The sequence below is a fragment of the Fibrobacter sp. UBA4297 genome (assembly GCF_002394865.1).
Taxonomy (GTDB): Bacteria; Fibrobacterota; Fibrobacteria; order Fibrobacterales; family Fibrobacteraceae; genus Fibrobacter.
In genome coordinates this window covers 35,473-58,388 of record NZ_DGUZ01000023.1, presented here as the reverse complement: position 1 = coordinate 58,388, position 22,916 = coordinate 35,473, and the positions used below count along the sequence as shown (strand labels likewise).

The following is a 22,916-nucleotide window of genomic DNA, read 5'->3' as shown; positions in this document are numbered from 1 at the left end:
TCATGCCCGCCTCCGTGCGGGCATCTCCTTTTTTTCTAAATTTGGGCTCGTAAAAAATCAAAGGAATAGCTATGTCCGAAAAAATGACTTCTGCGCAAGTGCGCGAATCCTTTATCAAGTTCTTCGAATCCAAGGGCCACCTCTTCGTGCGTTCTTCGCCGGTGGTTCCGCATGACGACCCGACGCTCATGTTCACGAACGCGGGCATGAACCAGTTCAAGGCCATCTTCCTTGGCGACAATCCGAAGGGCTGGAAGCGCGTATGCAACAGCCAGAAGTGCCTCCGCGTTTCTGGTAAGCACAACGACCTCGACGTCGTGGGCCGCGACAACTACCACCACACCTTCTTCGAAATGCTCGGTAACTGGAGCTTCGGTGACTATTATAAGAAGGAAGCTATTTCCTGGGCATGGGAACTCCTCACTGAAGTTTGGAAGCTCCCGAAGGAACGCCTCTTTGCGACCGTTTATCAGGACGATGACGAAGCCTGGCAGATTTGGAAGGACGTGTCCGGCCTCCCGGATGACCGCATCATGCGTTTTGACGCCCACAGCAACTTCTGGGAAATGGGCGACACCGGTCCGTGCGGTCCTTGCTCCGAAATCCATTACGATCGCGGTGACCTTGCTACGCAGGCCGAAACGTTCAAGGACCCGATCAAGGGCGTGAACGGCGAAAACGACCGCTACATCGAAATTTGGAATAACGTGTTCATGCAGTACGAACGCGTGAGCGACGGAAGCTTGATTCCGCTGAAGGCGAAGAACGTGGATACCGGTATGGGTTTCGAACGTATCTGCGCTATTTTGCAGGGCAAGACCAGCAACTACGACACTGACGTGTTCACCCCGATTATCGCAAAGATTGCTGAACTCAGTGGCGTTCCGTATAACGATGGCGAAGCCGGCACCCCGCACCGCGTGATTGCCGACCACATCCGCGCTATTTCGTTTGCTATTGCCGATGGCGCTCTCCCGTCTAACGAAGGCCGTGGCTACGTGCTCCGCCGCATTTTGCGCCGTGCTAGCCGCTTTGCCCGCCTCCTCGGTCAGAAGAAGCCGTTCATTTGCCAGCTCGTGCAGGTTCTCGCCGATACGATGGGCGATGCATTCCCGGAAATTCGCGAACGCAAGGAATTTGTTGCTAGCGTAATCAAGAGCGAAGAAGAAAGCTTTATCCGTACGCTTGACGCTGGTCTCGAACGCTTCGCCGCTATCTCTGCCGAACTCAAGAAGGGCGACAAGATTCCGGGCGACAAGGTGTTCCTGCTTTACGATACCTACGGATTCCCGCCGGACCTCACCGGCATCCTCGCCGAAGAAAAGGGCCTTACGATTGACGAAGAAGGCTACAACAAGTGCATGGAAGAACAGAAGGCCCGCGCCCGCGCCAACATGAAGCAGGGCATCAACACGATGGGTACCGAAGGCTGGACGCAGTACAGCCAAGCTAGCACAAACTTTGTCGGTTATGAACTCTCCGCTTGCGAAACGAAGGTCGTGCGCTGGCGTGAAGACAAGGGCGTGCTCAGCATCGTGCTCGAAACTTCTCCGTTCTACGCCGAAATGGGTGGCCAGGTCGGCGACAAGGGAACGCTCGTTTCTGCCGACCTCGAAATCCAGGTGTTCGACACCGTGAAGGTGAACGATACCGCTCTCTGCCGTGGTAAGGTTGTGAAGGGCGAAGCTAACGAAAAGACGATGGGCGCCGTGTTCATGGCAACCGTCGATAACGATCGTCGCGCTGACATCCGCAAGAACCACTCCGCAACGCACTTGCTCCAGGCCGCTCTCCGCGAAGTGCTTGGCACTCACGTGCAGCAGCAGGGTAGCTTCGTTTCGAACGAACTCCTCCGCTTCGACTTCAGCCACTTCAACGCGATGACCGCCGAAGAAATCCAGAAGGTCGAAGACATCGTGAACGCCAAGATCATGGAATGCTTGCCGGTCCACACCGACGTGATGGACGTCGATGAAGCTAAGGCTAGCGGTGCTATGGCTCTGTTCGGCGAAAAGTATGGCGACAAGGTCCGCGTCGTGAAGATGGGTGACGCTGGCGTCGAATTCTCCCGCGAACTTTGCGGTGGCTTGCATGTGCAGAACACCGGTAACATCGGCATGGTGAAGATTGTTTCTGAATCTAGCGTGTCCGCTGGCGTGCGCCGTATCGAAGCTGTCTCTGGCCGTGGCGCCTTGAGCCTCCTCCGCGCTGGTACGCAGATCCTCAACGCTCTCCGCGAACAGCTCCGCTGCAAGGATGCCGAAGTTCTCGACCGCATTCAGCAGACGTTTGCCAAGACGCAGAACCTCGAAAAGAGCCTCCAGTCCGTGAAGCTCGAACTCGCAACGCTCGCCGCTGCCGAACTCTTGAACGGTGGCGTCAACGTGATGGGCGTGAACCTCTACGTTCGCGAACTTTCCATCCCCGATGAAAAGTACAAGAACTTGCTCGACGGCGTTCAGAACAAGCTCGACACAGACAGCGTCGCCGTGATTGCGAACAAGGACAACGGTTCCGGTAGCATCGCCGTGATGGTTGGCAAGAACGTTCAGGCCAAGGGCATCAAGGCTGGTGACATCGTCAAGGATCTCGCTAAGGCTTGCAACGGTAAGGGCGGTGGCCGTCCGGACCGCGCTCAGGCTGGTACCCGCGAACCGGAAAAGATTGCCGAAGCTATCGCTAACGCTAACAACTGGATCCGTGCCAAGTTGGGTGCTTAATTAAAGTGTTTCGCGCGGAAACAAACCGCGCGACAATAGCATGTCATTCCCGCCTCCGAGCGGGAATCTCCTCCTATAAAAGGTGTTCCTCGCGTTTATGCGTGGCGCCTTTTTTTTGTTTGTGGACCGGGGGGGGGCCGCGCGCTTCTCGGTTGCTCGTCTCTCGTAAAAAAGCAACAGCCTGTTGCTTGCTTTTGCTATAGCTTGGTTCTATATTATACTCGTCAAAAGAAATGATAAACGATTAAAAATATTTTATTTGCAAAAGGAGAATATTATGGAAGTACGAGAAGTTTTGCTTAAGTTGCGCTCAAATCAAAACCTGACCCAGGACCAGATGGCCGAACGCTTGCATGTAACGCGCCAAGCTGTGAGCCGCTGGGAAACTGGCGAAACCCAGCCGAATACCGAAATGCTCAAAGTCATCTCCCGTGAATTCGACGTGTCCATCAACACGTTGCTCGGCGCTCCACGCCAACTCTTCTGCCAATGCTGCGGAATGCCTCTCAGCGAAGATTCCATGATCAGCCGTGAACCCAGCGGCGAATTCAACGAAGATTATTGCAAGTGGTGCTATACCGACGGTAAGTTTGTTTACAACGACAAGTCGGTCCTCCTCGATTTTCTGCTTTCGCACATGCCCAATCCCGACAATACTCCCGACGCAGAACGCCGCGCCTTTTTCGACAAACACCTCTCGCAACTAAAGCATTGGAAACAAGCGTAAAGCGTTTTGCACAAAATACGTATAGAAAAATCCTATAAAACGCTATAGTTAAATATATCTTGCTGATAACTCTTGCTAATCCTATCTTTTGTGCGAAAAAAATAGGAGAGTAAAAATGAATATCAGTAAGATTATTTTGTCTGTTGCTTTTGCCGCTATTGCTACGTTTTCTGCCGAAGTCATCAAGGTTGGTGCGACTCCGGAGCCGCATGCTTCCATCTTGAACTTGGTTAAGGATGACCTTGCCAAGGCGGGTTATGAACTCAAGGTTGTTGAGTTCACAGATTACGTGACTCCGAACGAGACGCTGGAATCTGGCGAATTAGATGCCAATTACTTCCAGCATTTGCCTTACCTCGAAAGTTTCAATAAAGAAAAGGGAACGCATCTTGTGAATGCGGGCGGCATTCATGTGGAACCTTTCGCAGTTTATCCGTCGAAGAATTCCAAGAAAAAGGTCAAATCGCTTGCGGATTTGAAGAAAGGTGCAACGATTGCGATTCCGAACGACCCGACCAACGAAGGGCGCGCCTTGCTTTTGTTGCAGGCTGCTGGCCTTATTAAGCTTGATCCAAAGTCTGGCATCACTGCAACTCCCATTGATATTACCGAGAATCCGAAAAAGCTGAAGTTCAAGGAACTGGAGGCTGCTTCGCTCCCGCGCATTTTGCAGGATGTGGATGCGGCAGCCATCAACGGCAACTATGCGATTCCGGCAGGTCTTAATGCATCATCTCATGGTTTGTTTGTTGAAAATGCGAGTTCGCCTTACGTGAATGTTATTGCGGTCAAGGCGGGTAACGAGAAGTCTGCAAAGATTCAGGCCTTGGTGAACGCCCTCAAGAGCGAAAAGGTCAAGAATTGGATTAAGGGCAAGTACACCAAGGGCGAAGTGGTTCCCGTTTTTTAGATTGCATCAATGCAGCTTAGGCTCGAACATCTCAATAAAACATACACGACAAAACGCGCAAGCGTCACGGCAGTCAAGGATGTGTCCCTTGATTTTCCTGATAATTCCATCATCGGCATTATCGGCAAGAGCGGGGCTGGCAAATCTTCGCTGTTGCGGCTTGCGAGTTTGTTAGAAACTCCCGATAGGGGCGAGGTCTATTACGATGGCGTTCGTGTGGACCATTTGCCCAAAAAAGAGCTGAACCGCCGTAGGCTCGAAATCGGAATGATTTTCCAGAATTTTAATTTGTTCAATTCTCGCACGGCAGGCAAGAATGTGGCGTTCCCGCTGGAACTTGCCGGTTGGAACCGCCGCGATATCGACGCTCGCGTCAAAGAGATGCTTGCGCTTGTGGGCCTTGAAGACCGCGAGAAGTCGCCGATTACAACACTTTCGGGCGGTCAAAAACAGCGCGTGGCGATTGCACGTGCCTTGGCGCCGCGGCCGAACATTCTTTTTTGCGACGAAGCGACGAGTGCGCTCGACCCGCAGACGACTCACGAAATTTTGGACTTGATTAAGAAAATCCACGCAGGAATGAATCTCACAGTGGTGATGATTACGCACCAGATGGAAGTGGTGCGCGATGCTTGCCAATATGTCGCTGTTGTAGACAAAGGTTACGTTATCGAGACGGGTGCGGTGTCGGATGTTTTCCGTTCGCCCAGGCACGAAATCACTCGTGAATTTTTGTCGAACATCCGTCGCGAAGAAATCACAGTGGATTCCGCTATCGCTTATTTGCAGGCTCAAGGTTACGAGGTGAACAAAAGATGAGTCCTATAACAGAACTGGTTTTGCAATCGACTTGGGAAACTGTCGTCATGGTTTTCTTTTCAACGTTGTTCGCGATACTTCTCGGATTTCCTCTTGGAATTTTCTTATTTGTCACATCCCCGCGCGGTATCGCTCCCAAAATTATTCCGTATCAATTAATTAGCCGTATCGTGAATGTGCTGCGTTCGTTCCCGTTCGTGATTTTGATGATTGTGCTGTTCCCGCTTTCCCGTGTGGTGTTGGGTACGGCGATTGGAACTGAGGCAACGATTATTCCGCTATCCATTGCGGCGGCTCCTTTTATTGCGCGCTTGACCGAAACGGCGTTGAACGAGGTGGACAAGGGCGTAATCCAGGCGGCTGTTGCCATGGGCGCATCCAAACGTCAGGTGGTGCGAAAAGTGTTGATTCCCGAAGCGCTTCCATCGATTATTTCTGGTGTTACTTTGACTATAATCACGCTGATTGGCTATTCGGCGATGGCGGGGGCAATCGGTGGGGGAGGTCTTGGTGATCTAGCCATCCGTTATGGCTACCAGCGTTTCCGTACTGACGTAATGATCGAATCGGTCGTTATCATCATTGCGATGGTGGAGGTTATCCAGTTCCTCGGCAACAAGGCGGCAACTTTGGTGGTGAAATACCCTATCGGGAGTTTTGGACGCCAGAAAAGTCCTAAATAATTTCTTGAAACTTCTTTTTTTTGTTGCAAAAAGCGTTTTTCTGCGGAACCCTTATTGCCAAGATTGCCTAATTATAATGTATAATTAGGGAGCAGGTTGGAAATATGGAGCCGTTATTTAATCTAGAAAGCATTTATGTTACTAACGTAATCGGTATAGTCCTGATTGCGGTTATGATTGTATGTAATTTGTGGCGATTCCAGACGCGAAGCCGTGCTGACAAGAATTTGTTGATGATGATGTTTTTGTCGTTGACGAGTTGCATCGCGGATCCGATTTCCTATACGATGAAGGGCGTGCCGGGAATTCTCCCCAAGATTTCGGTCTACGTGACGAGCTCTTGGCTTTTTGCGGCGAATATGCTTGCGAGCTTTTTCTGGGTACGCTTCCTGTCTTATCATTTGAATGGAGGAATTCCGCGCCGTTCTAGAATTGTGCTCGACTCAATTGTCGCTGTGGGCATTACTTTGCTCTTGATAAATCTCTTTACGCCGATTGTATTTTCTATCGACGAGAACAACCTTTATTCGAGAACTAATCTGTACGCCTTCTTTTTGGTGGTGGATTACCTGTTTGTCGTTTATAGCCTTGTTGTTTACTTTAGGGCGAAGGCAAAAGGCGGCATTCTCAAGTTTTTCCCGATTTGGGTTTATCTCGCGCCGATTCTCATCGGTGGCGTGGTGCAGTCGCTTTATTATGGCATTTCTGTGATTCCGACAAGTATAGCCGTCTCGATTGCGGGCGTGCTTGCGAGCCTCCAGAACGAAATGATTTACCATGACCAACTGACAGGTCTTTTTAACCGTTCCTATTTGAATTACCTGTTGGACAAACTTACGGACCGGACGAAGTTGAACATTACGGGTATCATGATTGACTTGAATGGGTTCAAGCGTATCAACGATGAATTAGGCCATGCGGTGGGTGACGATGCGTTGGTGATAACGGCCCGAATCCTGAAATCGGCGGTGGGTAACGCAGGTAGCGTAGTTCGCTATGCGGGCGATGAATTTATTATTTTGTTGAATACTCAAGATGACGTTGCGATAGAAAATTGCCTTGCTCGAATTCGCCACTCTTTTGATAAATTCAATAAAGAAACGGACAAACCTTACAAACTTTTTATTTCCGTTGGATTCCACAAGTTCGACATGAAGAACGAAAGTGCAGATGCCTTTATTAACGCTGTTGATGAGCGCATGTACGAGGATAAAGAAGCGTTCTATGCCGCGCATGCCGAAATGAATCGCCGTAAGCGTTGACCTTTCGAGAGGCGTGAGCCTCTCTTTTTCTATCTTTGCGCAGTATGAAATTTGAAGAACTTCCTTTGGCAAATCCGTTGCAGCGGGCCGTCCGCGCTGTTGGTTACGAAACCCCGACCCCGATTCAAGAACGTTCCATCCCGAGCCTTCTCGAAGGCAAGGATCTCTTGGGAATTGCCCAGACGGGAACCGGCAAGACGGCTGCTTTTGCTCTCCCGATTTTGCAGCGACTTTTGGATTCCGGGAAGTTCCGTTCTCCCAAAACTTGTCGTGCTTTGATTTTGTTGCCGACACGTGAGCTTGCCATCCAGGTGGAAGACTGCTTCAAGGATTATGCGCAGTTCACGGCGATTTCGACGGCGTGCATTTTTGGTGGCGTGAACGACAATCCGCAAAAGCAAAAGCTTATTCGCGGTGTCGATGTGCTTGTCGCTACCCCAGGACGTTTGTTGGATTTGATTGGACAAAAAGCCGTGTCGCTCAAGAAGCTTGAATTCTTTGTGCTTGACGAAGCTGACCGCATGCTCGATATGGGCTTTATCCATGATATCCGCAAAGTCGTCGCGATGCTCCCGCAAGACCGACAGAATTTGTTCTTTAGTGCTACGATGCCGGAAGAAATTTCGAAACTTGCCGCGACGATTTTGCGCCCGAATCCCGTGCGTGTTGAAGTTGCTCCGCAGAGCACTCCGATTGAACGTATCCGTCAGGAGCTTTACCGCATTGACAAGCGCCGCAAGGGGGCTCTCCTCAAGGAACTCTTGGCGGAACACCCTGAAATGAAAAAGGTGCTAGTCTTCTGTCGTACAAAGCATGGTGCAGATAAAATTGTGCGCGTGCTTGAAAAGGCGGGCATCAAGTGTGCCGCTATTCACGGGAACAAGAGCCAGAACCGCCGTCAAGAAGCTCTCGGAAATTTCAAGTGTGAACAAATTCGAGTGCTTGTGGCAACAGATATTGCAGCGCGTGGCATTGACGTGGATGATGTGAGCCATGTGTTCAATTACGACTTGCCGAATGAACATGAAACGTTTGTGCATCGCATTGGCCGTACGGCCCGTGCAGGGAAGGAAGGCGTTGCCATTTCGTTCTGCTCTCCGGATGAAGAATCCGATTTGCGTGGAATTGAAAAGCTTACGCGTGTGAAAATCCCGGAAGGCGATCAGAGCATTTACGAAAAGCTGCCGCCTCCGCAAAAGGAGACCGCCGAAAGTTTGATGCGCAATTCTCGCGGTCGCATATCGCGCGAAGAAGCTGAGACTCGCGCTGCGGAAACTCGCAATAATCGCGGCAATCGCAAAGGAAATCACGGAAAGCAGAATTCTAACAATGCACCGCACAATTCCGAGCAGATTTCTCGCAATCCTGCCCAGAACGTGAACGCGCAAAACATTCCGGCTGACAACACCCCGAATCCGCAGAACGGCGGTCGCCGTCATCGTCGTAATCGCCCGGGTTCCCGCGCTCGCCGCCGCATGCGCGAATCGCAATCCCAGCAACAGTAAAATCTCGCTCGCGGGCGCAATACCCGCGCATCTCGTTATCTTGTCAAGCCCGCCTCCGAGCGGGCATCTCCCTTTACATTGTCACCCCGGATTTATTCCGGGGTCGGCATTTTCTATATCAATAAAACATTTCTACAATACATTTGTGTTGTGGAAAATGCTTAAAATTTTATAATATTTTCTAAAATCTTTTAAAAATTTGTAAAAATAAACATTTTGTGTTGTAAATCTATTGCAATTTTAAAATTTATGTTGTATATTTGATTTCAAGAACGAAACGGACAAAAGAGCCGCAATTCGTTTGTTTTTACGGACCCTGAAAAAATTTAGGGATTGTCGTAAGGAGGAAAAATGAAAGAAATACTAGAATATACGAGCTATCGCCAGTATATTGCGGATTATTACGCCGATAAAAAGGCGAAATCCGCGTTTACTTGGCAAGAGTTCGCAAACGAAGCTGGATTCTCTTCGCGTGTTTATCTGAAATACGTGAGTGAAGGCCGCTTTAACTTGAGCGATTCGGCGACCGCCCGTGTGGCAGATGCTATGCGCTTGGTCGATTACGAACGCGAATATTTCACCGAAATGGTCAAGTTCGACCACGCCAAAACGGATGCCGAGAAGAAGGCTGCATTCAACAAGATGCTTGCAATTGCAGACTCCCACAAGGCTAAAATCTTGGAAGGCGATTCGTTCCGCTTTTTCGAAAACTGGAAAAATCCGGTCATCCGTGAACTTGCGCCATCAATGCCTGGTGCAAAGCCGCTTGCGCTTGCCCATGCCTGCCGCCCAGAAATTACCGCCGCCGAAGTCAGCGATGTGCTGAATTTTTTGGTCAAGGGAGGTTTCCTTGAAAAGAACGACGAAGGTAATTATGTACAAACAAATAAATCCTTGACGACGGGCCGCATGGAAGTGACTCCGTTGGCCGTCCGTACAATGCACCGCCAAATGGGAGAGCTTGCGCTTGAAGCAATCGAGGGTGTGGCTCAGGATAAACGAAATTTCTCCGGTGTCACATTCGGCATCACCAAAGATGGCTACGACGAAATCGTGCAAGAAATTGCCGATTGCCGTAAAAGAGTCATTGCCATTGCTCGGAAAAATGCGGCCACAGACGAAGTCTATCGTCTGAATATGCAGCTTTTCCCGCTGACACAGAAACAAGATTTGAAAAAATAAACGAGGAGGAAACCATGAATTATTCAAAAATTAGCGGACAGTTTGTCTGCAAAATGGCGATGCTGCTCGCCTTTATGTTCGCAGCGTGCTCGGAAACGAATTCAGGAAACGGTGTTGCCGGTGGCACCGTTGAAGAAACAGGCGTTTATGCCTTGTCTGGACGCGTGGGCGATGTATATCCCAAGTTGCTTGCGAAGGAAGGCAATAGCTCGGCAAATATCCAAAATGATGAAGGTTCCCTGTATGCTGCGAAAGGAACCGTTGTGACTGTTTACGAACTGAATTCGTCATCTCTTGCGGCCACAGGTCGTACGTTTGTCGATACGATTGATAATGATGATGGTCGTTTTTCGTTCGAAAACCTTACCTTGAATAGCCCGTATGTATTGATTGAAACGCTTGATTCCTGCATCACCAATAATTGTCTTGAGCGTGCTGGTGCGTGGGGCTTTACGACCGATCTTCCTACGAAATTTGATTCAACAGGAGCAATGAGTGTATATGGATCGCAAAAATATCCGGTTTTGAGGAGCGCTATTGTTGACTTGAAAAAGTATAAGAAGATAAGCGTCAATACGTTGTCCAATAAAAAGGTCCCGCTAGTGCGGGCGTACTTTGCCGAAGGAATGTCGTTTGCGGAGGCCAGCAAAAAGGCTGAACAGGACATTCTTGAAAACATGGGCATTTACGAAGATCTTGGAAGCTTTGAAGACCTGGAAAATGAAGAATTGAATTATGTTATGGCATTGTACTTGGAAATTTCTGAACTTGACGATTTGGGACGTGGAGGTGGAGATGAAATAAAAAATGAATTATTGGGTTATAATTTTATCTGGATCTATAAAGAAGTTTACTTTGCGCCTTTGTCGCGATTCTCTGCGTCAGAAGAAATGCAGCAATATTATTTGAATACAATAAAGTTGTTCGAATATGAGGTTGGCTATTTGGCTCATAAGGTTGGATTGGGACAATGTACGGAATTGCGTGAAAACGATGTAGATACTATTGCGATTCGTGAATTTTATGAATTGCCCAAGTTCGCAGTCACCTGCCGGTCAAAAAAATGGGTGGTTGATTCCAAAAAGGCTTCATACACAAGTGGAACGATGGTGGACAATCGCGATGGAAAAACATATAAGACCGTTACGTATAACTGGGGTGATGTCACGCAAACGTGGATGGCCGAAAATCTGAATTTTGCGGATACGGTGTCTTCAAGTGTTGATAGTACCTTGAAAAAGAATTTGCTTGGAAAAACGAATTGCTGGGAATACGATCCGTCATGTGAAAAACTGGGCCGTTTTTACAAGTGGACTGCGTTTATGAATATTGATGAATCTTTTCTTAAGTTGAATGCCGATGTTTACGACCGTGTGTTGGGTAAGGACATGGTACTAAAAACGGAGTCTGTTGAAGATCGGTGCTTGACGGTTGAGTTTGATTTGCGTGCGTATGAAGATGAAAGTAATAGGATTGAATATTGCTTTATTAGAACTGAAGCGGGTGAATGTTATGAATTAGATACTGCTGAAACGTTGTGGGATTATTGCAACCATAAATATGGATATGGAATCTATTTTGATAGTTCGAGTGTTATCCCTGAATCGGAACTTGCAACTTATCAGGGCGTGTGCCCAGATGGATGGCGAATCCCCAATAAAGCTGATTGGGATCTCTTGATTGAAAACATGGCAAGTCAAGGAGTCTTGTTAAAGGACGCTGATGCGAGTGGCTTTGGGAATATTGAAGGAAAAGTTGTGGAATCCTATGGTTCGGGAGTTCCTAGGCCGAAGGTGATAACATATGGTTACTATGAATTTGCCTCGGTTCTGGATCAAGATGGTAGTTTTGTCCGAGTTGGCAAGAGCGAGCAAACTCCTCTTTTGGCTACTACATCCCGTAAGAAAGTCCGATTCAACTTTTTTAACTCTGACTTGTTCGCAGTCCGCTGCATCAAAAACTAAACCAATGAAAACTTAACGGAAATACTGTTAGGAGGAAAGGGAAGACGGGCTGCGGCCCGCCTTCTTTTCGTATTACATTATCATCCCGGACTCCGTTCCGGGATCGATATGACCCATGAATTGTCTGAATCGTCATTCCCCGCTCCGACGGGGAATCTCCTTCTACACGTTTAACTCAAGTCCCGCAATTTGACTTTCGAGCTTTCCCGCTTCGGTGTGTTGCTTTTTCAAAAATTCCGCGGTGGCTGTTAAACTCTCGTCTTGAATTCTGTGGTTCGCCATTTTCATGAACTTTTCCACCTTGCGGATATCTTCGCGCGTTTTTTCGCTGCAATACGTTTCTGCCATTCGCTCGAAAATGTAACCTTCTGCCGTCTTAGACAAATGAATCATGTCATCATCGTAAAAGCGGTAGTCGCGCAGTTCGTCCATCACAATCTCGTAACTCGGGAAATAACTGATGGTCTCGGCTCCCACGTCATTGCGAGCCGAAGGCGAAGCAATCTCTTGAATTACTTTATTGATCGCTAACTGCAATGTCGCTTTTGAAAGCGTATTTTCGTGTGCGCCATCGCTCAAATGCCGTAGTGGCGAAACTGTAAAGACGATGTGAAACTTGCGGTCCTTGCCCGTTTCATCATTGCGAACCGAGGACGAAGCAATCCAGTCATTTTTTATTTTCAGCAAATCGTGCACAATGCTTTTCAACGCTTCAGCTGCATGATCCACGGAAATCATTTTCCGGATGAACATGTTTGGATTTTGCCGATGACAATTCGAAACGGCAACCCCGTTTCCTCTCAAAAAGTACACAAACGCAGTTCCGAGCGTGATAAACACGACGTCGGCTTTCTGCAAAAACTCTCGAGCTTCTTGTGTGGCTGCGTTCAATTTTGCAATACATTCTTCACGAGTTGCTGCCGAAAGTGAACCGTGTGCGTTCCAGCAGTGCCAGGGGCCGCGAATCTCATTGCCGTTTTCCGAAACGCCTAATCGTGTATCCTGAAAAACGTCCGCTTCTCCAAAAATTTTCCCGTTCGCAATGGCTTTAATCTGCATTGCCGCTGAGAGCGGGTTGTAAACCGTTCCGAACGGATTTGCCAAAACGTTGAATTTCCGCGATGCAAACTGCGCCGAAATATTGTCTGCAAAGCACGATCCGAAAAATGCGAGCCTAGAATTGTAGTCAATCTGCCAACCGGCAGCCGGAATATTGATTTTCGTGAAAAAGTCCATGAAGTAAATATAGTAGGTTATTTCTATAATATTCTTTATATTGTAAAATTCTGTGATTTTTGTAATCGTACTTAAAATCTTCAAAATTATTGTAAAAATCAATAAAATATATTGTAAAACTATTGATTTTTGGAAATTTATGAGCTATATTTAGATTAACAACAAATGATCCGACAAAGAGATTGTTTGTTAGGAGGAAAAATGAAAGATATACTTGAATATACGGACTACCGCCAGTATATCGCAGATTACTACGCCGATCGAAAGGCGAAGACTGCGTTTTCTTGGCAGGAGTTTGCTAAAACGGCGGGTTTCTCTTCGCCGGTCTACCTTAAATACGTGAGCGAGGGCCGCTTTAACTTGAGCGCCGAAGCTGCGGTTCGCACCGCGCAGGCGATGTGTCTCGCCGATTACGAACGCGAGTTCTTTGTAGAAATGGTCAAGTTTGACCACGCAAAGAACGATGACGAAAAACGCGCGGCATTCAGCAAAATGGTCTCGCTCGCGGAATCCCGCAAGGCAAAAATTGTCGATGGCGAATCCTTCCGCTTTTTTGAGGACTGGAAAAATCCGGTGCTCCGTGAACTTGCCCCGGCCATGCCTGGCGCAAAGCCTTTGGCGATGGCGCATGCCTGCCGCCCCGAAGTTTCCGCTGCCGAAGTCTCTGAATCGCTGAGTTTCCTGGTCAAGGCGAATTTGCTCCAAAAAGATAAAGATGGGAACTACGCTCAAACCGATAAAGTCGTGACCACTGGCCCGATGGAATTTACTCCGCTTGCCGTTCGCGGATTGCACCGCCAAATGGGCGAGTTCGCGCTCGACGCCATTGAAAACGTCCCGCAGGACGAACGTCATTTCTCGGGCCTTACGCTTGGAATCACTCGCGAAGCGTACGAAAAAATCGTGCAGAGAATTGCCGAATTTCGCAAAGACATCATTGCGATTGCGACAAGTGAAACTGCAACAGATGAGGTCTACCGTCTGAATGTGCAGTTCTTCCCGATGACCAAAAAGAGTGCTAATAAAGACTAGGAGGAAACCATGAATTATTCAAAAATTACTTTGGCTGCGCTGATGGCGCTCCTTTTGGTGGCCTGTTCCGACGAAAATAAACCGCTTGGTATAATGGGCGGTGCCGAAGAGGAAACAGGTGTCTATGCCTTAATGGGGCAAATGGGTGATGTATTTCCGAAATTGAGTATGGTCGATTCTTCGTCGCGTGGAAATTCAATGCTTGCACCTAAGGGGAGTTCTATCATTGTTTATGAACTTGATTCCTTGACTTTCGATACGACGGGTCGTTCTGTTGTGGATTCGATTATTGACGATGAAGGACATTTTGCGTTTGATAGCCTTGATTTGAATAGCCCTTATGTGTTGATTGAAGAAATTGTGCCTTCCCTTGATACGTGCAAGTATGTAAGTGGATTGTTGCTTCCGCAGATAACTTTGGGTGTTGAATGCCTTGCGTACACGATCCCGTCTAAAGAGCTTCGTGCTATTGTGGATTTGCGAAAAAAAGAAAAAATAAGTGTGAATTCGTTGACGACCGCCAAAGTTCCACTTTTGCGAGAATATGTAGCCGAAGGAAAGACCTTTGCTGAAGCGAATCAAATGGCTGAACGCAAAATTCTTGAAGACTTTGGAATATACGAAGACTTAGGCTCGTTTGAAAAAATGTTTGATGAAAATTCTGAATTGTCTTATGTAAATAAGCTAATTCAATACACGGAAAAAGATGCTCGCAAGGGACTTGATTGGTTTGATGCTGCTTACCATTATGCTTCGCCCAAAGAATTCATGGGGAACGTTCAATTGGAACGTTATCTTCTGAATTTAAAGAAAATGATAGATTATAGAATTGGCTTCTTGGCTAAGATTGATGGATTAGGGCAGTGTACCGAAGCTCGCGAAAATGATGTAGGTGAAATTGGAATTCTTAATAGCGAGAATTCGGTTAGTGTTGTGTGTCGCTCTGGAAGGTGGACTATGGGCTTTAAAACGGTGGAATATACAAAAGGTTCGTTGGTGGATAATCGAGATGGCAAGTCTTATAAGACGGTGACGTATAATTGGGGCGGTGTCACGCAGACTTGGATGGCGGAAGACCTTATTTATTCAGATTCCGCTCACGCTTTATGTCAAACACGTAGTAATGCAAGCCTTTGCAGAATATACGGTCGATATTTGTGGTGGAATGCAATGGATGTTTCGATGGAAGATTTGAATATATATTGGGTTAGTTTGCGAGGGGATACGGTTTATTTGAACTTGGAATGTCGAAAAGCATTTGCGGGCCTCTTGGATTCGACAAACGAGTTTGATTATGATGCCTGTTATGCGGGAAGAACAAGCTCCGAAGAACTTTGGGATTATGATTATGCCAATGCTGAGCTTCAGTCAACTTTGAATATGCATCAAGGAATTTGTCCAGATGGTTGGCGTATACCGACTACGAATGACTGGAAAACCTTGTTGCAGAATTTGGGAAGTCTGTATGGGGTCGATTATGTTAAAGCAGTGCCTGTCCTTTATGATGAAACTGCAACAGGTTTTGGTTTGAAAAGTTCAAGTGGGCTTGCTATGGATGATAATGGCCGCATATATGTGACTGGAAGGATGGGAGATTTTTATAATCATTTTGCAGTGACGGATCTGCATTTATCTAAAGTTGCTTTCTTTGGTGGATTTGGTAGCGGATCTGGCTTTGGATTTAGAATGCCGACTAAATATCAATATAGTGAAGGCGCACGTGATATACCTCCTTTTGATGAAGTGAATGTCCGCTGCATCAAAAACTAAACCTTTTTAAGCGAGTAAAAAATATTTGTTAGGAGGAAAGGGAAGACGGGGTTCGCCCCGCCTTCTTTTTATGCTCTGTCATCCCGGCCTTGTGGCGGGATCGGCATCTCGTTTTGTAGAAATGGTGGTTATTTTGTTTATATTCTTAAAATTGCTTGATTTTTATAAAAATTGATAATAATGCTTAAATTTTTCTAAAATCACAAATTATTTATCATAAAACTATTGACTTTTTAGATTTTGTAGGTTATATTTCAAATTAGAAACGACACGGGTCTTCGGATCAAGAGGTTGTTTTGTTGGGAGGATACGATGAAGGATGTACTAGAGTACACGAACTATCACCAGTACATCGCGGATTATTACGCCGAGAAAAAGGCAAAATCCGCGTTTACTTGGCAAACTTTTACGCGGGCGGCAGGGTTTTCGTCGCCGGTGTTCCTAAAATACGTGAGTGAAGGCCGCTCTAACTTGAGCGAAGAAACTGCAGGTCAAGTGGCATCTGCGATGGGCCTTGCAAATTACGAACTGGATTACTTTTGCGAAATGGTCAGGTTCGACCATGCGAAAACGGACGAAGAGAAAAAGTCCATTTTCAACAAAATGCTCGCTATCGCTGACATCCATAAAGTAAGAGTCCTTGAGGGAGATTCCTTCCGTTATTTTGATAGCTGGAAAAATCCGGTACTCCGTGAACTAGCCCCTGCCATGCCTGGCGCAAAACCGCTTGCGCTTGCCAAAGCCTGCCGCCCGGAAATCACTGCCGCCGAAGTCTCTGAATCGCTGAGTTTCTTGATCAAGGCGAACTTGTTGCAAAAAGACGAAAACGGCAATTATGTCCAAACTGAAAAATCCGTAACGACAGGACCTATGGATGTGACTCCTGTGGCTGTTCGCGGAATGCATCGCCAGATGGGCGAGTTCGCACTTGAAACTATTGAAGGTGTGCCGCAAGATCAACGCCATTTTTCTGGCCTCACGCTCGGTATCACGCAATCTGCTTACGATGAAATTGTTGAGGAAATCGCTGCATTCCGCAAGCGCATCATTGCGATTGCCACGCGCGATGACGAAACGGACGAGGTCTACCGACTAAACGTTCAGTTTTTCCCGTTGACAAAAAAGAGTGTTAAAAAGGGTTAGGAGGATATCATGAAACATTCAAGACAAAATTCGCTGTTGCGAGATTTTATTGGAGCTGCGTTCTGTTTGGTTATGGCGTTTGCTCTTCTTATGATGTATGTAGGCTGTTCCGAAGAAGTTAATCATTCTCCGTTGGCGCATGAGGGTGGTTCTACGGAAGAAACGGCTTCACTTGAAAATATTACGGTGAAGGGCCTTGCTTTGGCAAGTGTGCGGCAGGAGCCTTTGGATACTTCAAAACCAGAAGTGGGACTGTCTATTGGTGGAATGCCGAAGGGCTCCATTGTGACTCTTTATGAACTTGATGGGGATTCGCTTGAAAAAACGGGCGTGTCTTATGCCGATACGATTGATAATGATGGCGGCTTGTTCAACATCCAGGGCGTGACGCTAAAGTCTCCGTATGTCTGGATTACGGCTGTTGCACAGAAATCGTTAACCGTGAGCGTTGATTGTGATTTTTATGGATGCGGAGGCGATGGAAGTGGCGATGCGCTTAGCTTAAATGCCTTTATTGATGTCCGGGATACAACGCCTGTTACTGTTGACGTTTTCTCTGATTTAATAGCCTATCGTGCACGAGTCCTGATGTTGATTGGAAATGATTTTGCGGATGCGATGGCACAGGCGAAACGAGAAATTCTAGAAGCTTTTGGTCTTTATGGAATTACTTTCGACAGTTTGGATGTTTCGGGACTTGATTATTACGCGATGCAGTCGGTATTTGTTAAAGTCATGGTTGATCCATATGCTAATGGAGACTCTAAGGTGGAGGCCTCTATTTCGAAATCGTTTGAACAGACGGGTTCTTTCATGAGAGAAAAAAATACCGTGAAAAACGGAGTGATGAGAGCCGTTAACGATTTGAAGTTTAAACTGAGTATTCCGCAGGGTGTCTATGATAACATGGGGCCACAAGTGGCAAGGGAATACCAAGCAATGCTGCTTTATGAAAAATACCTTGCGGGGATGATGTCTGTAGTGCTTGGATCTGGACAATGTACTTCTGAATTGGAAGGCACTGTCGTAGATGTTACTGAAGGGGTTTATGTGTCGTCAAATGCAAAATTCAATATAGCCTGCCGTTCAGGAAGTTGGCATGTTGCTTATGAACAGGTTCCTCATACTTTTGGAACGATGACAGATGCTCGCGATGGCAAGGTCTACAAAACTGTAACTATAGACTTTGGCGATAAATCGCAAACTTGGATGGCCGAGAACCTTAATTATAGCGGTGTAAAGACAAGTTGCCTCGACGGTAATGAACAAAATTGCGCAATCTATGGCCGTCAATACAATTGGCTAGATGCCGTGGGGCTTGATGAATCTGTTCTAAGCAATGAATTTGAATCTATACAGGAATGTATTGATTCTTTGTCTCCGCGTTATTCGACAACTCCGATACCGTATGATTCTGCGTATATCGCGAAATGTATTGCGGAATTAGAAGAACCAGATGAATATGACATTGAAAAATGTGAATACTATGGAGGTGGCATTCCTGTTAATTACGATTCTTTACGAGTTGTATATGATGCCGAAATCTTGGAACGTTGCGAACAGTATATGAGCGATATGTATAAGTTTATTGACATTAATAAGGTGAACTTGGATAGTCTCGCCGTGACTCAGGGCGTGTGTCCGGATGGCTGGAGAATTCCCACGTTGGATGACTGGGAAACGATCTTTGTATACGTTGACCAAAGATGGCGTTCTGCTGCCGAGGCTGCATTCTTGCTTGCTGCGCCTTCTATAGGAGATCCGTTTGGTTTTAATTTGTACAATACGGTTGCAATGGAATGGGGCGGTAATCGTTCTCTGAAAATTGAAAAAAAGAGAGCTGAGTATATCATGATTTCAACGAGTAATGATAGGCATTTGTCTTATGCGGGCCGCGTCAAATCAATACCGCGGATGAATACTGCGTATACATTTAGTTATGATGTGGTTTCGTTTGATTCTTATTATGAAAATTTATTTGTTCGCTGCATTAAGGATTAGGGGGAAGTATGTTTAGCTGGAATAAGAAAATATTTTGTGGTTGCATCACATTATCGCTTATGCTTTTAGCTTGTTCTAATGACGATACTAATGCTGTAGCGCCGATTGCCTCACCTCAAATAGAATCTGAAGGCGGTTCCGCCCAAACGACCATGGTTGTAAACTTGAACTGTGCCCATGTAGAAGGCCGTGCAGTTAGTTTAACGCGAATGGACAATGGCCAGAAATACGAATTTCATAGTTACGAATTGGCATCCAAAGTGAGGATGTATGAGCTGGATTCGGTTACGCTTGATACTACGGGAACCATTTGGAGGCGGTTTGTCCTCGATACGAATGGAAACTTTAGTTTTGACAGCGTATCGCTAAAAAGCCCGTATGTGATGATTGAAGTGGAGCCGGTGGAAGATTCGTATTTGAAAATAAATCCTAGGTTGATAGTTGATGTACGGAAAACAAATAGCGTGAGAGTCAATATGCTCACTTATCTTGAAAGTTTCCGTTTGCGTCATTTGGTGCAGTCTGGAATGTATTTCGATGATGCCCAAGCTCAAGCAAAGCGTGAAGTTTTAGATGCCTTTGGCTTGTATGATGAATCGCCGGATTTCGATAAAAAAGACGATGAACGAACCCAAGAGTACTTGAATTTTGCAGGGTGGTTTTTCCCGTATATTTTGGTAGATTCGGTGACGGTAGCTTTTGGCCAAAGTGGGGTATTTAGAAATATTGATAGCAGGTCTATGGATGCTCTTGTTAATTGGGCTTCTGAAGAGATAAGTACTAGCGGTTATGGCTTGGAACTTCCTTATGAATATTACGAAGCCATTGGCTGGGCGGATTATTACCGTTATTCGTACAATCATATGGTTCTTGCGCTAAATTTCTTGTCGGCATTGAAAGGCTTTGGTAAATGTACTGCAGAAAAAGAAGGTGTCAGTTACGAAATTCATGATGGTTATTATGGTATTCAATGTGATGGAACCCAGTGGAAAATATTAATAAACGGATTTAAAAAAGTGGATTTTACCACGGGGACGATGACAGATAATCGTGATGGAAAAACGTACAAGACGGTTACATATAACATTGGTGATTCGACACTGACCGTGATGGCGGAAAACCTGGACTATGGCGATAATGTGCATAAGGAATTGTGTATTGATGTTAATCCGGAAAATCCCAATGTGAGTGTCCGTAATATGGAAGGTGTTCGCTCTGCAGAATCATCGGGCTGTGGCGTTTATGGCGGGTTGTACAGGGTTATTGATGCGTTGGCGTTAGATACAACTTTTTTAGTGGAAAATGCTTTTGATACGTGTGTGGCGGACTATGTCAAATATCGGCGTTGGCATGGCGAAGGTCCGGTGGTTATTGATTCTAATCAGATTCGGGAAACCTGTTACTACACTTCTGTGAATGAACAAAAAATTACGGCATGGGCTGATTCTGTTGAGACTGCTAACGGTCATGTCCAAGGAATTTGCCCAGACGGATGGCATATCCCATCAGCTGAAGAATGGAATACTCTGTGGACACATCTGGGTAGCGTGTATTTGGGAGATTCTCCGTTTTGGGATCCTTCGGGCTTAGCGCTGAAATCTATAGGTCAAGTAGACGAGCCAATTGATTTTTTAGGGAAAAGCAATATTTATTTTGCGACACTCCCTGAATCTCTTTCTGAGTTTACTGTTTGGATGTGGTCTTGGGCTTATCAGGTGGCTCATCATGATGCTTTGAGTGGCATTGGCGTTATGATATCTTTTGTCCGCTGCATGAAAAATTGATCCCTCGTGTGTGAGTAGGAGGAAATGAGGGACAGGAGACGGGCTTCGGCCCGCCTTCTTTTTTCTTGTCATTCCCGCCTCCGAGCGGGAATCTCCTTGTGGAAATATTGTATCTTTACTCTATCTAGCGCATTATGTGTGAAAAGGAATTGTTATGAAACCTGGTAAGACTGAACTCCGTTTGAATGCTGATATCGAAAAGCGCGGTGCACTTTTTGCTGTGCTCTTGGATCCGGATACTTCGGACGAAGCCGCCTTTGTCAAGGCTGGCACGATGGCTGCAGAAAACGGTGCGGACTTGCTCTTGGTTGGCGGTTCTTACCTCGGCAATTTTACGCTCCCGAAACAGGTCGCAGCCCTTAAGGCCGCAGTCGACTTGCCGGTGATTCTTTTCCCGGGTGGCGCTTCTCAGGTGGTTCCAGGCTTTGATGCCATGCTTTTCATGACGCTCGTGAGTGGTCGCAATCCGAACTACCTCATTGACGAACAGGTGCGCGGTGGCGCTCTTGTGCGTGCGCTCAACATGGAAGCTATCCCGACGGCCTACCAGCTCATCAACAGTGGCAAGCGCACGACGGTCGAGTACATCAGCAATACGATGCCTGTGCCTGCAAACAAGCCGAAGCTCAGCATGGTGAATTCCATCGCCGCAGAACTCATGGGCATGCGTTACGTTTACCTCGAAGCCGGAAGTGGCGCCGAAGAACCCGTGCCGGTCGAACACATCGCCTATACCCGTAAAGCAACCGAAATGACCATCATCACCGGTGGTGGCATCAAGGACCCGCAGACTGCAGCCGTCCGCGTTGCCGCCGGCGCCCAGATCATTGTGACAGGCACCCTCTGGGAAAAGGTCAACGACCCTGCACTCTTGAAAGAATTCGCCTCTGCAATTCACGTGAAAGGCTAGCATTGTCATTCCCGCCACCGAGCGGGAATCTCCTTATAGAAAAAAACTAATTCATAATTTTTAATTATGAATCTTATTGAAAGAAAGTATTAGTCAAGAGGGCTAATTCCATCTAAATTTGGAGCCGAAAAAAAGAGCTCTTGAAAAATTCAAAAAAAACAATCTTAAGGAGATTGAACATATGAAGTTCAAGTTCGTTGCCGTATTGGCTCTTTTTGTCACCGCCATTGCATTTACTGCATGCGAAAAAGTTGAAAACTGCCATTACGATGAATCCGCCAAGACGCTCAAATGCCAAGGCCAGACCTATTCCACCGTTGAAACGGGTGGCCGCGTGTGGATGGCTGAAAACGCCAACCTTCTGAATTTTGATTCCAGTTACTGCTACGGCAATAACCTCGACAACTGCAAAAAGTATGGCCGCCTCTACGATTGGAAATCCGCCAATGACGCATGCCCCACAGGCTGGGAACTCCCGAAACAGGCAGACTTTGAAAAGGCTGACCTCAAGGCGCTCAACATCGGCAAGGATGGCTTCCGCTATTACGATGGCAAGTTTGCCGACGAAAACGTGAGTGCAAGCTTCTGGACTGCTGATGCATTCGACGAATCCCGCGCTGTGATGGTCCGCGTACAGGATAAAGTAACGTACGAACATTACAACAAGACCATCGCTGCCTCCGTCCGCTGCGTGAAAGTAAAATAGCGCTAAAATTTGTCATGCCTGCCCCCGAGCAGGCACCTCCCTAATCAATCCTCTTAGCTGAATCATAACAAGAAGGCCCTGTGGCATCCCGCCGCAAGGCCTTTTTTGCGTGTATTTCGCTTAAATTCGCACGATATTCGTGATTTAGCTCGCCTTTTTTATCTATAAATACATATATTCAAAATGTGAATGCCGTGCGGGTCGTACGGCTTCGTTTAGAGGTTTACGATGCAAAAAATTGTGATTGTCACTCATGTGCTGAGGGCGCTCGGTTTTATCTTGGTGCTGCTTTCGCTTTTTGGCCACGAAATTATCTTGAACGTTTTCCCCGGTCTCGAGGGCAAGTCTATCAACCCGATTTTCTATTCGGGCATTGTCGTGTATTTGGTCGGTGCCGTCATTTACTTTTTCATCAACAAAAAGGAAAAGGCGGACCGTCGCCGTCGTGAAATCGAGGAATCCTACAAGACGGCAGGCCTCGGCGATTCTGACGAAGGCGATGATTCTAGCAGTGCTGAAAACAGTGCTGCAACCGAAGAAAATTCTAACAAGTGATTGCGTG

Annotated in this window: 18 protein-coding genes; 17 read left to right on the top strand and 1 reads right to left on the bottom strand. The window is 46.8% G+C overall.

Annotated elements, in window-relative coordinates:
• Positions 1-71 precede the first annotated feature (71 nt).
• The 9 genes from alaS to B3A20_RS14040 all read left to right on the top strand — a co-directional run bounded on the left by alaS (position 72) and on the right by B3A20_RS14040 (position 11,772).
• Positions 72-2,720 (top strand): alanine--tRNA ligase, encoded by a 2,649-nt coding sequence (gene alaS, locus B3A20_RS14080; RefSeq protein WP_290766085.1) that lies wholly within the window; start codon positions 72-74, stop codon positions 2,718-2,720.
• Between the two features lie 277 nt (positions 2,721-2,997).
• Positions 2,998-3,447: a zinc ribbon domain-containing protein gene (locus B3A20_RS14075; protein WP_073423736.1), complete on the top strand. Its 450-nt coding sequence runs from the start codon at positions 2,998-3,000 to the stop codon at positions 3,445-3,447.
• A 115-nt stretch (positions 3,448-3,562) separates the two neighbouring features.
• Positions 3,563-4,357, top strand: coding sequence for a MetQ/NlpA family ABC transporter substrate-binding protein (locus tag B3A20_RS14070; protein ID WP_290766082.1), 795 nt, complete (start codon positions 3,563-3,565; stop codon positions 4,355-4,357).
• 9 nt (positions 4,358-4,366) lie between these two features.
• Entirely contained in the window at positions 4,367-5,176 is an 810-nt protein-coding gene (locus B3A20_RS14065; RefSeq protein ID WP_290766079.1) for a methionine ABC transporter ATP-binding protein, read from the top strand.
• Positions 5,173-5,859 (top strand): methionine ABC transporter permease, encoded by a 687-nt coding sequence (locus B3A20_RS14060; protein ID WP_073423734.1) that lies wholly within the window; start codon positions 5,173-5,175, stop codon positions 5,857-5,859. Before B3A20_RS14065 ends, B3A20_RS14060 begins: the two co-directional genes overlap by 4 nt.
• Before the next feature lie 104 nt (positions 5,860-5,963).
• Entirely contained in the window at positions 5,964-7,121 is a 1,158-nt protein-coding gene (locus tag B3A20_RS14055; protein ID WP_290766076.1) for a GGDEF domain-containing protein, read from the top strand.
• A gap of 44 nt (positions 7,122-7,165) precedes the next feature.
• Complete coding sequence (locus B3A20_RS14050) at positions 7,166-8,626, top strand: DEAD/DEAH box helicase (protein ID WP_290766074.1); 1,461 nt, start codon at positions 7,166-7,168, stop codon at positions 8,624-8,626.
• Between the two features lie 351 nt (positions 8,627-8,977).
• Positions 8,978-9,808 (top strand): TIGR02147 family protein, encoded by an 831-nt coding sequence (locus B3A20_RS14045; RefSeq protein ID WP_290766071.1) that lies wholly within the window; start codon positions 8,978-8,980, stop codon positions 9,806-9,808.
• A 14-nt stretch (positions 9,809-9,822) separates the two neighbouring features.
• Complete coding sequence (locus B3A20_RS14040; RefSeq protein WP_290766069.1) at positions 9,823-11,772, top strand: FISUMP domain-containing protein; 1,950 nt, start codon at positions 9,823-9,825, stop codon at positions 11,770-11,772.
• A 162-nt stretch (positions 11,773-11,934) separates the two neighbouring features.
• Here the strand turns inward: B3A20_RS14040 and B3A20_RS14035 are convergent, their stop codons facing one another.
• Positions 11,935-13,008: a GSCFA domain-containing protein gene (locus tag B3A20_RS14035; RefSeq protein WP_290766066.1), complete on the bottom strand. Its 1,074-nt coding sequence runs from the start codon at positions 13,006-13,008 to the stop codon at positions 11,935-11,937.
• Positions 13,009-13,209: 201 nt separating this feature from the next.
• Here B3A20_RS14035 and B3A20_RS14030 point away from each other — a divergent pair, with 201 nt between their 5' ends.
• From B3A20_RS14030 to B3A20_RS13995, 8 genes are all read left to right on the top strand, one after another.
• Positions 13,210-14,040, top strand: a complete 831-nt coding sequence (locus B3A20_RS14030; RefSeq protein ID WP_290766063.1) for a TIGR02147 family protein — start codon at positions 13,210-13,212, stop codon at positions 14,038-14,040.
• 9 nt (positions 14,041-14,049) lie between these two features.
• The gene (locus B3A20_RS14025) at positions 14,050-15,810 is read left to right on the top strand and encodes an FISUMP domain-containing protein (RefSeq protein WP_290766060.1); all 1,761 of its coding nucleotides are present in this window, start codon (positions 14,050-14,052) and stop codon (positions 15,808-15,810) included.
• 312 nt (positions 15,811-16,122) lie between these two features.
• Positions 16,123-16,953, top strand: coding sequence for a TIGR02147 family protein (locus tag B3A20_RS14020; protein WP_088660776.1), 831 nt, complete (start codon positions 16,123-16,125; stop codon positions 16,951-16,953).
• Between the two features lie 9 nt (positions 16,954-16,962).
• Positions 16,963-18,954: an FISUMP domain-containing protein gene (locus B3A20_RS14015; protein WP_290766054.1), complete on the top strand. Its 1,992-nt coding sequence runs from the start codon at positions 16,963-16,965 to the stop codon at positions 18,952-18,954.
• 8 nt (positions 18,955-18,962) lie between these two features.
• Positions 18,963-20,738 (top strand): FISUMP domain-containing protein, encoded by a 1,776-nt coding sequence (locus tag B3A20_RS14010; protein ID WP_290766052.1) that lies wholly within the window; start codon positions 18,963-18,965, stop codon positions 20,736-20,738.
• Positions 20,739-20,892: 154 nt separating this feature from the next.
• Entirely contained in the window at positions 20,893-21,648 is a 756-nt protein-coding gene (locus B3A20_RS14005) for a geranylgeranylglyceryl/heptaprenylglyceryl phosphate synthase (RefSeq protein ID WP_073423722.1), read from the top strand.
• A 181-nt stretch (positions 21,649-21,829) separates the two neighbouring features.
• Entirely contained in the window at positions 21,830-22,354 is a 525-nt protein-coding gene (locus B3A20_RS14000) for an FISUMP domain-containing protein (RefSeq protein WP_163442430.1), read from the top strand.
• Between the two features lie 228 nt (positions 22,355-22,582).
• Entirely contained in the window at positions 22,583-22,909 is a 327-nt protein-coding gene (locus tag B3A20_RS13995; RefSeq protein WP_290766045.1) for a hypothetical protein, read from the top strand.
• Positions 22,910-22,916: the final 7 nt, after the last annotated feature.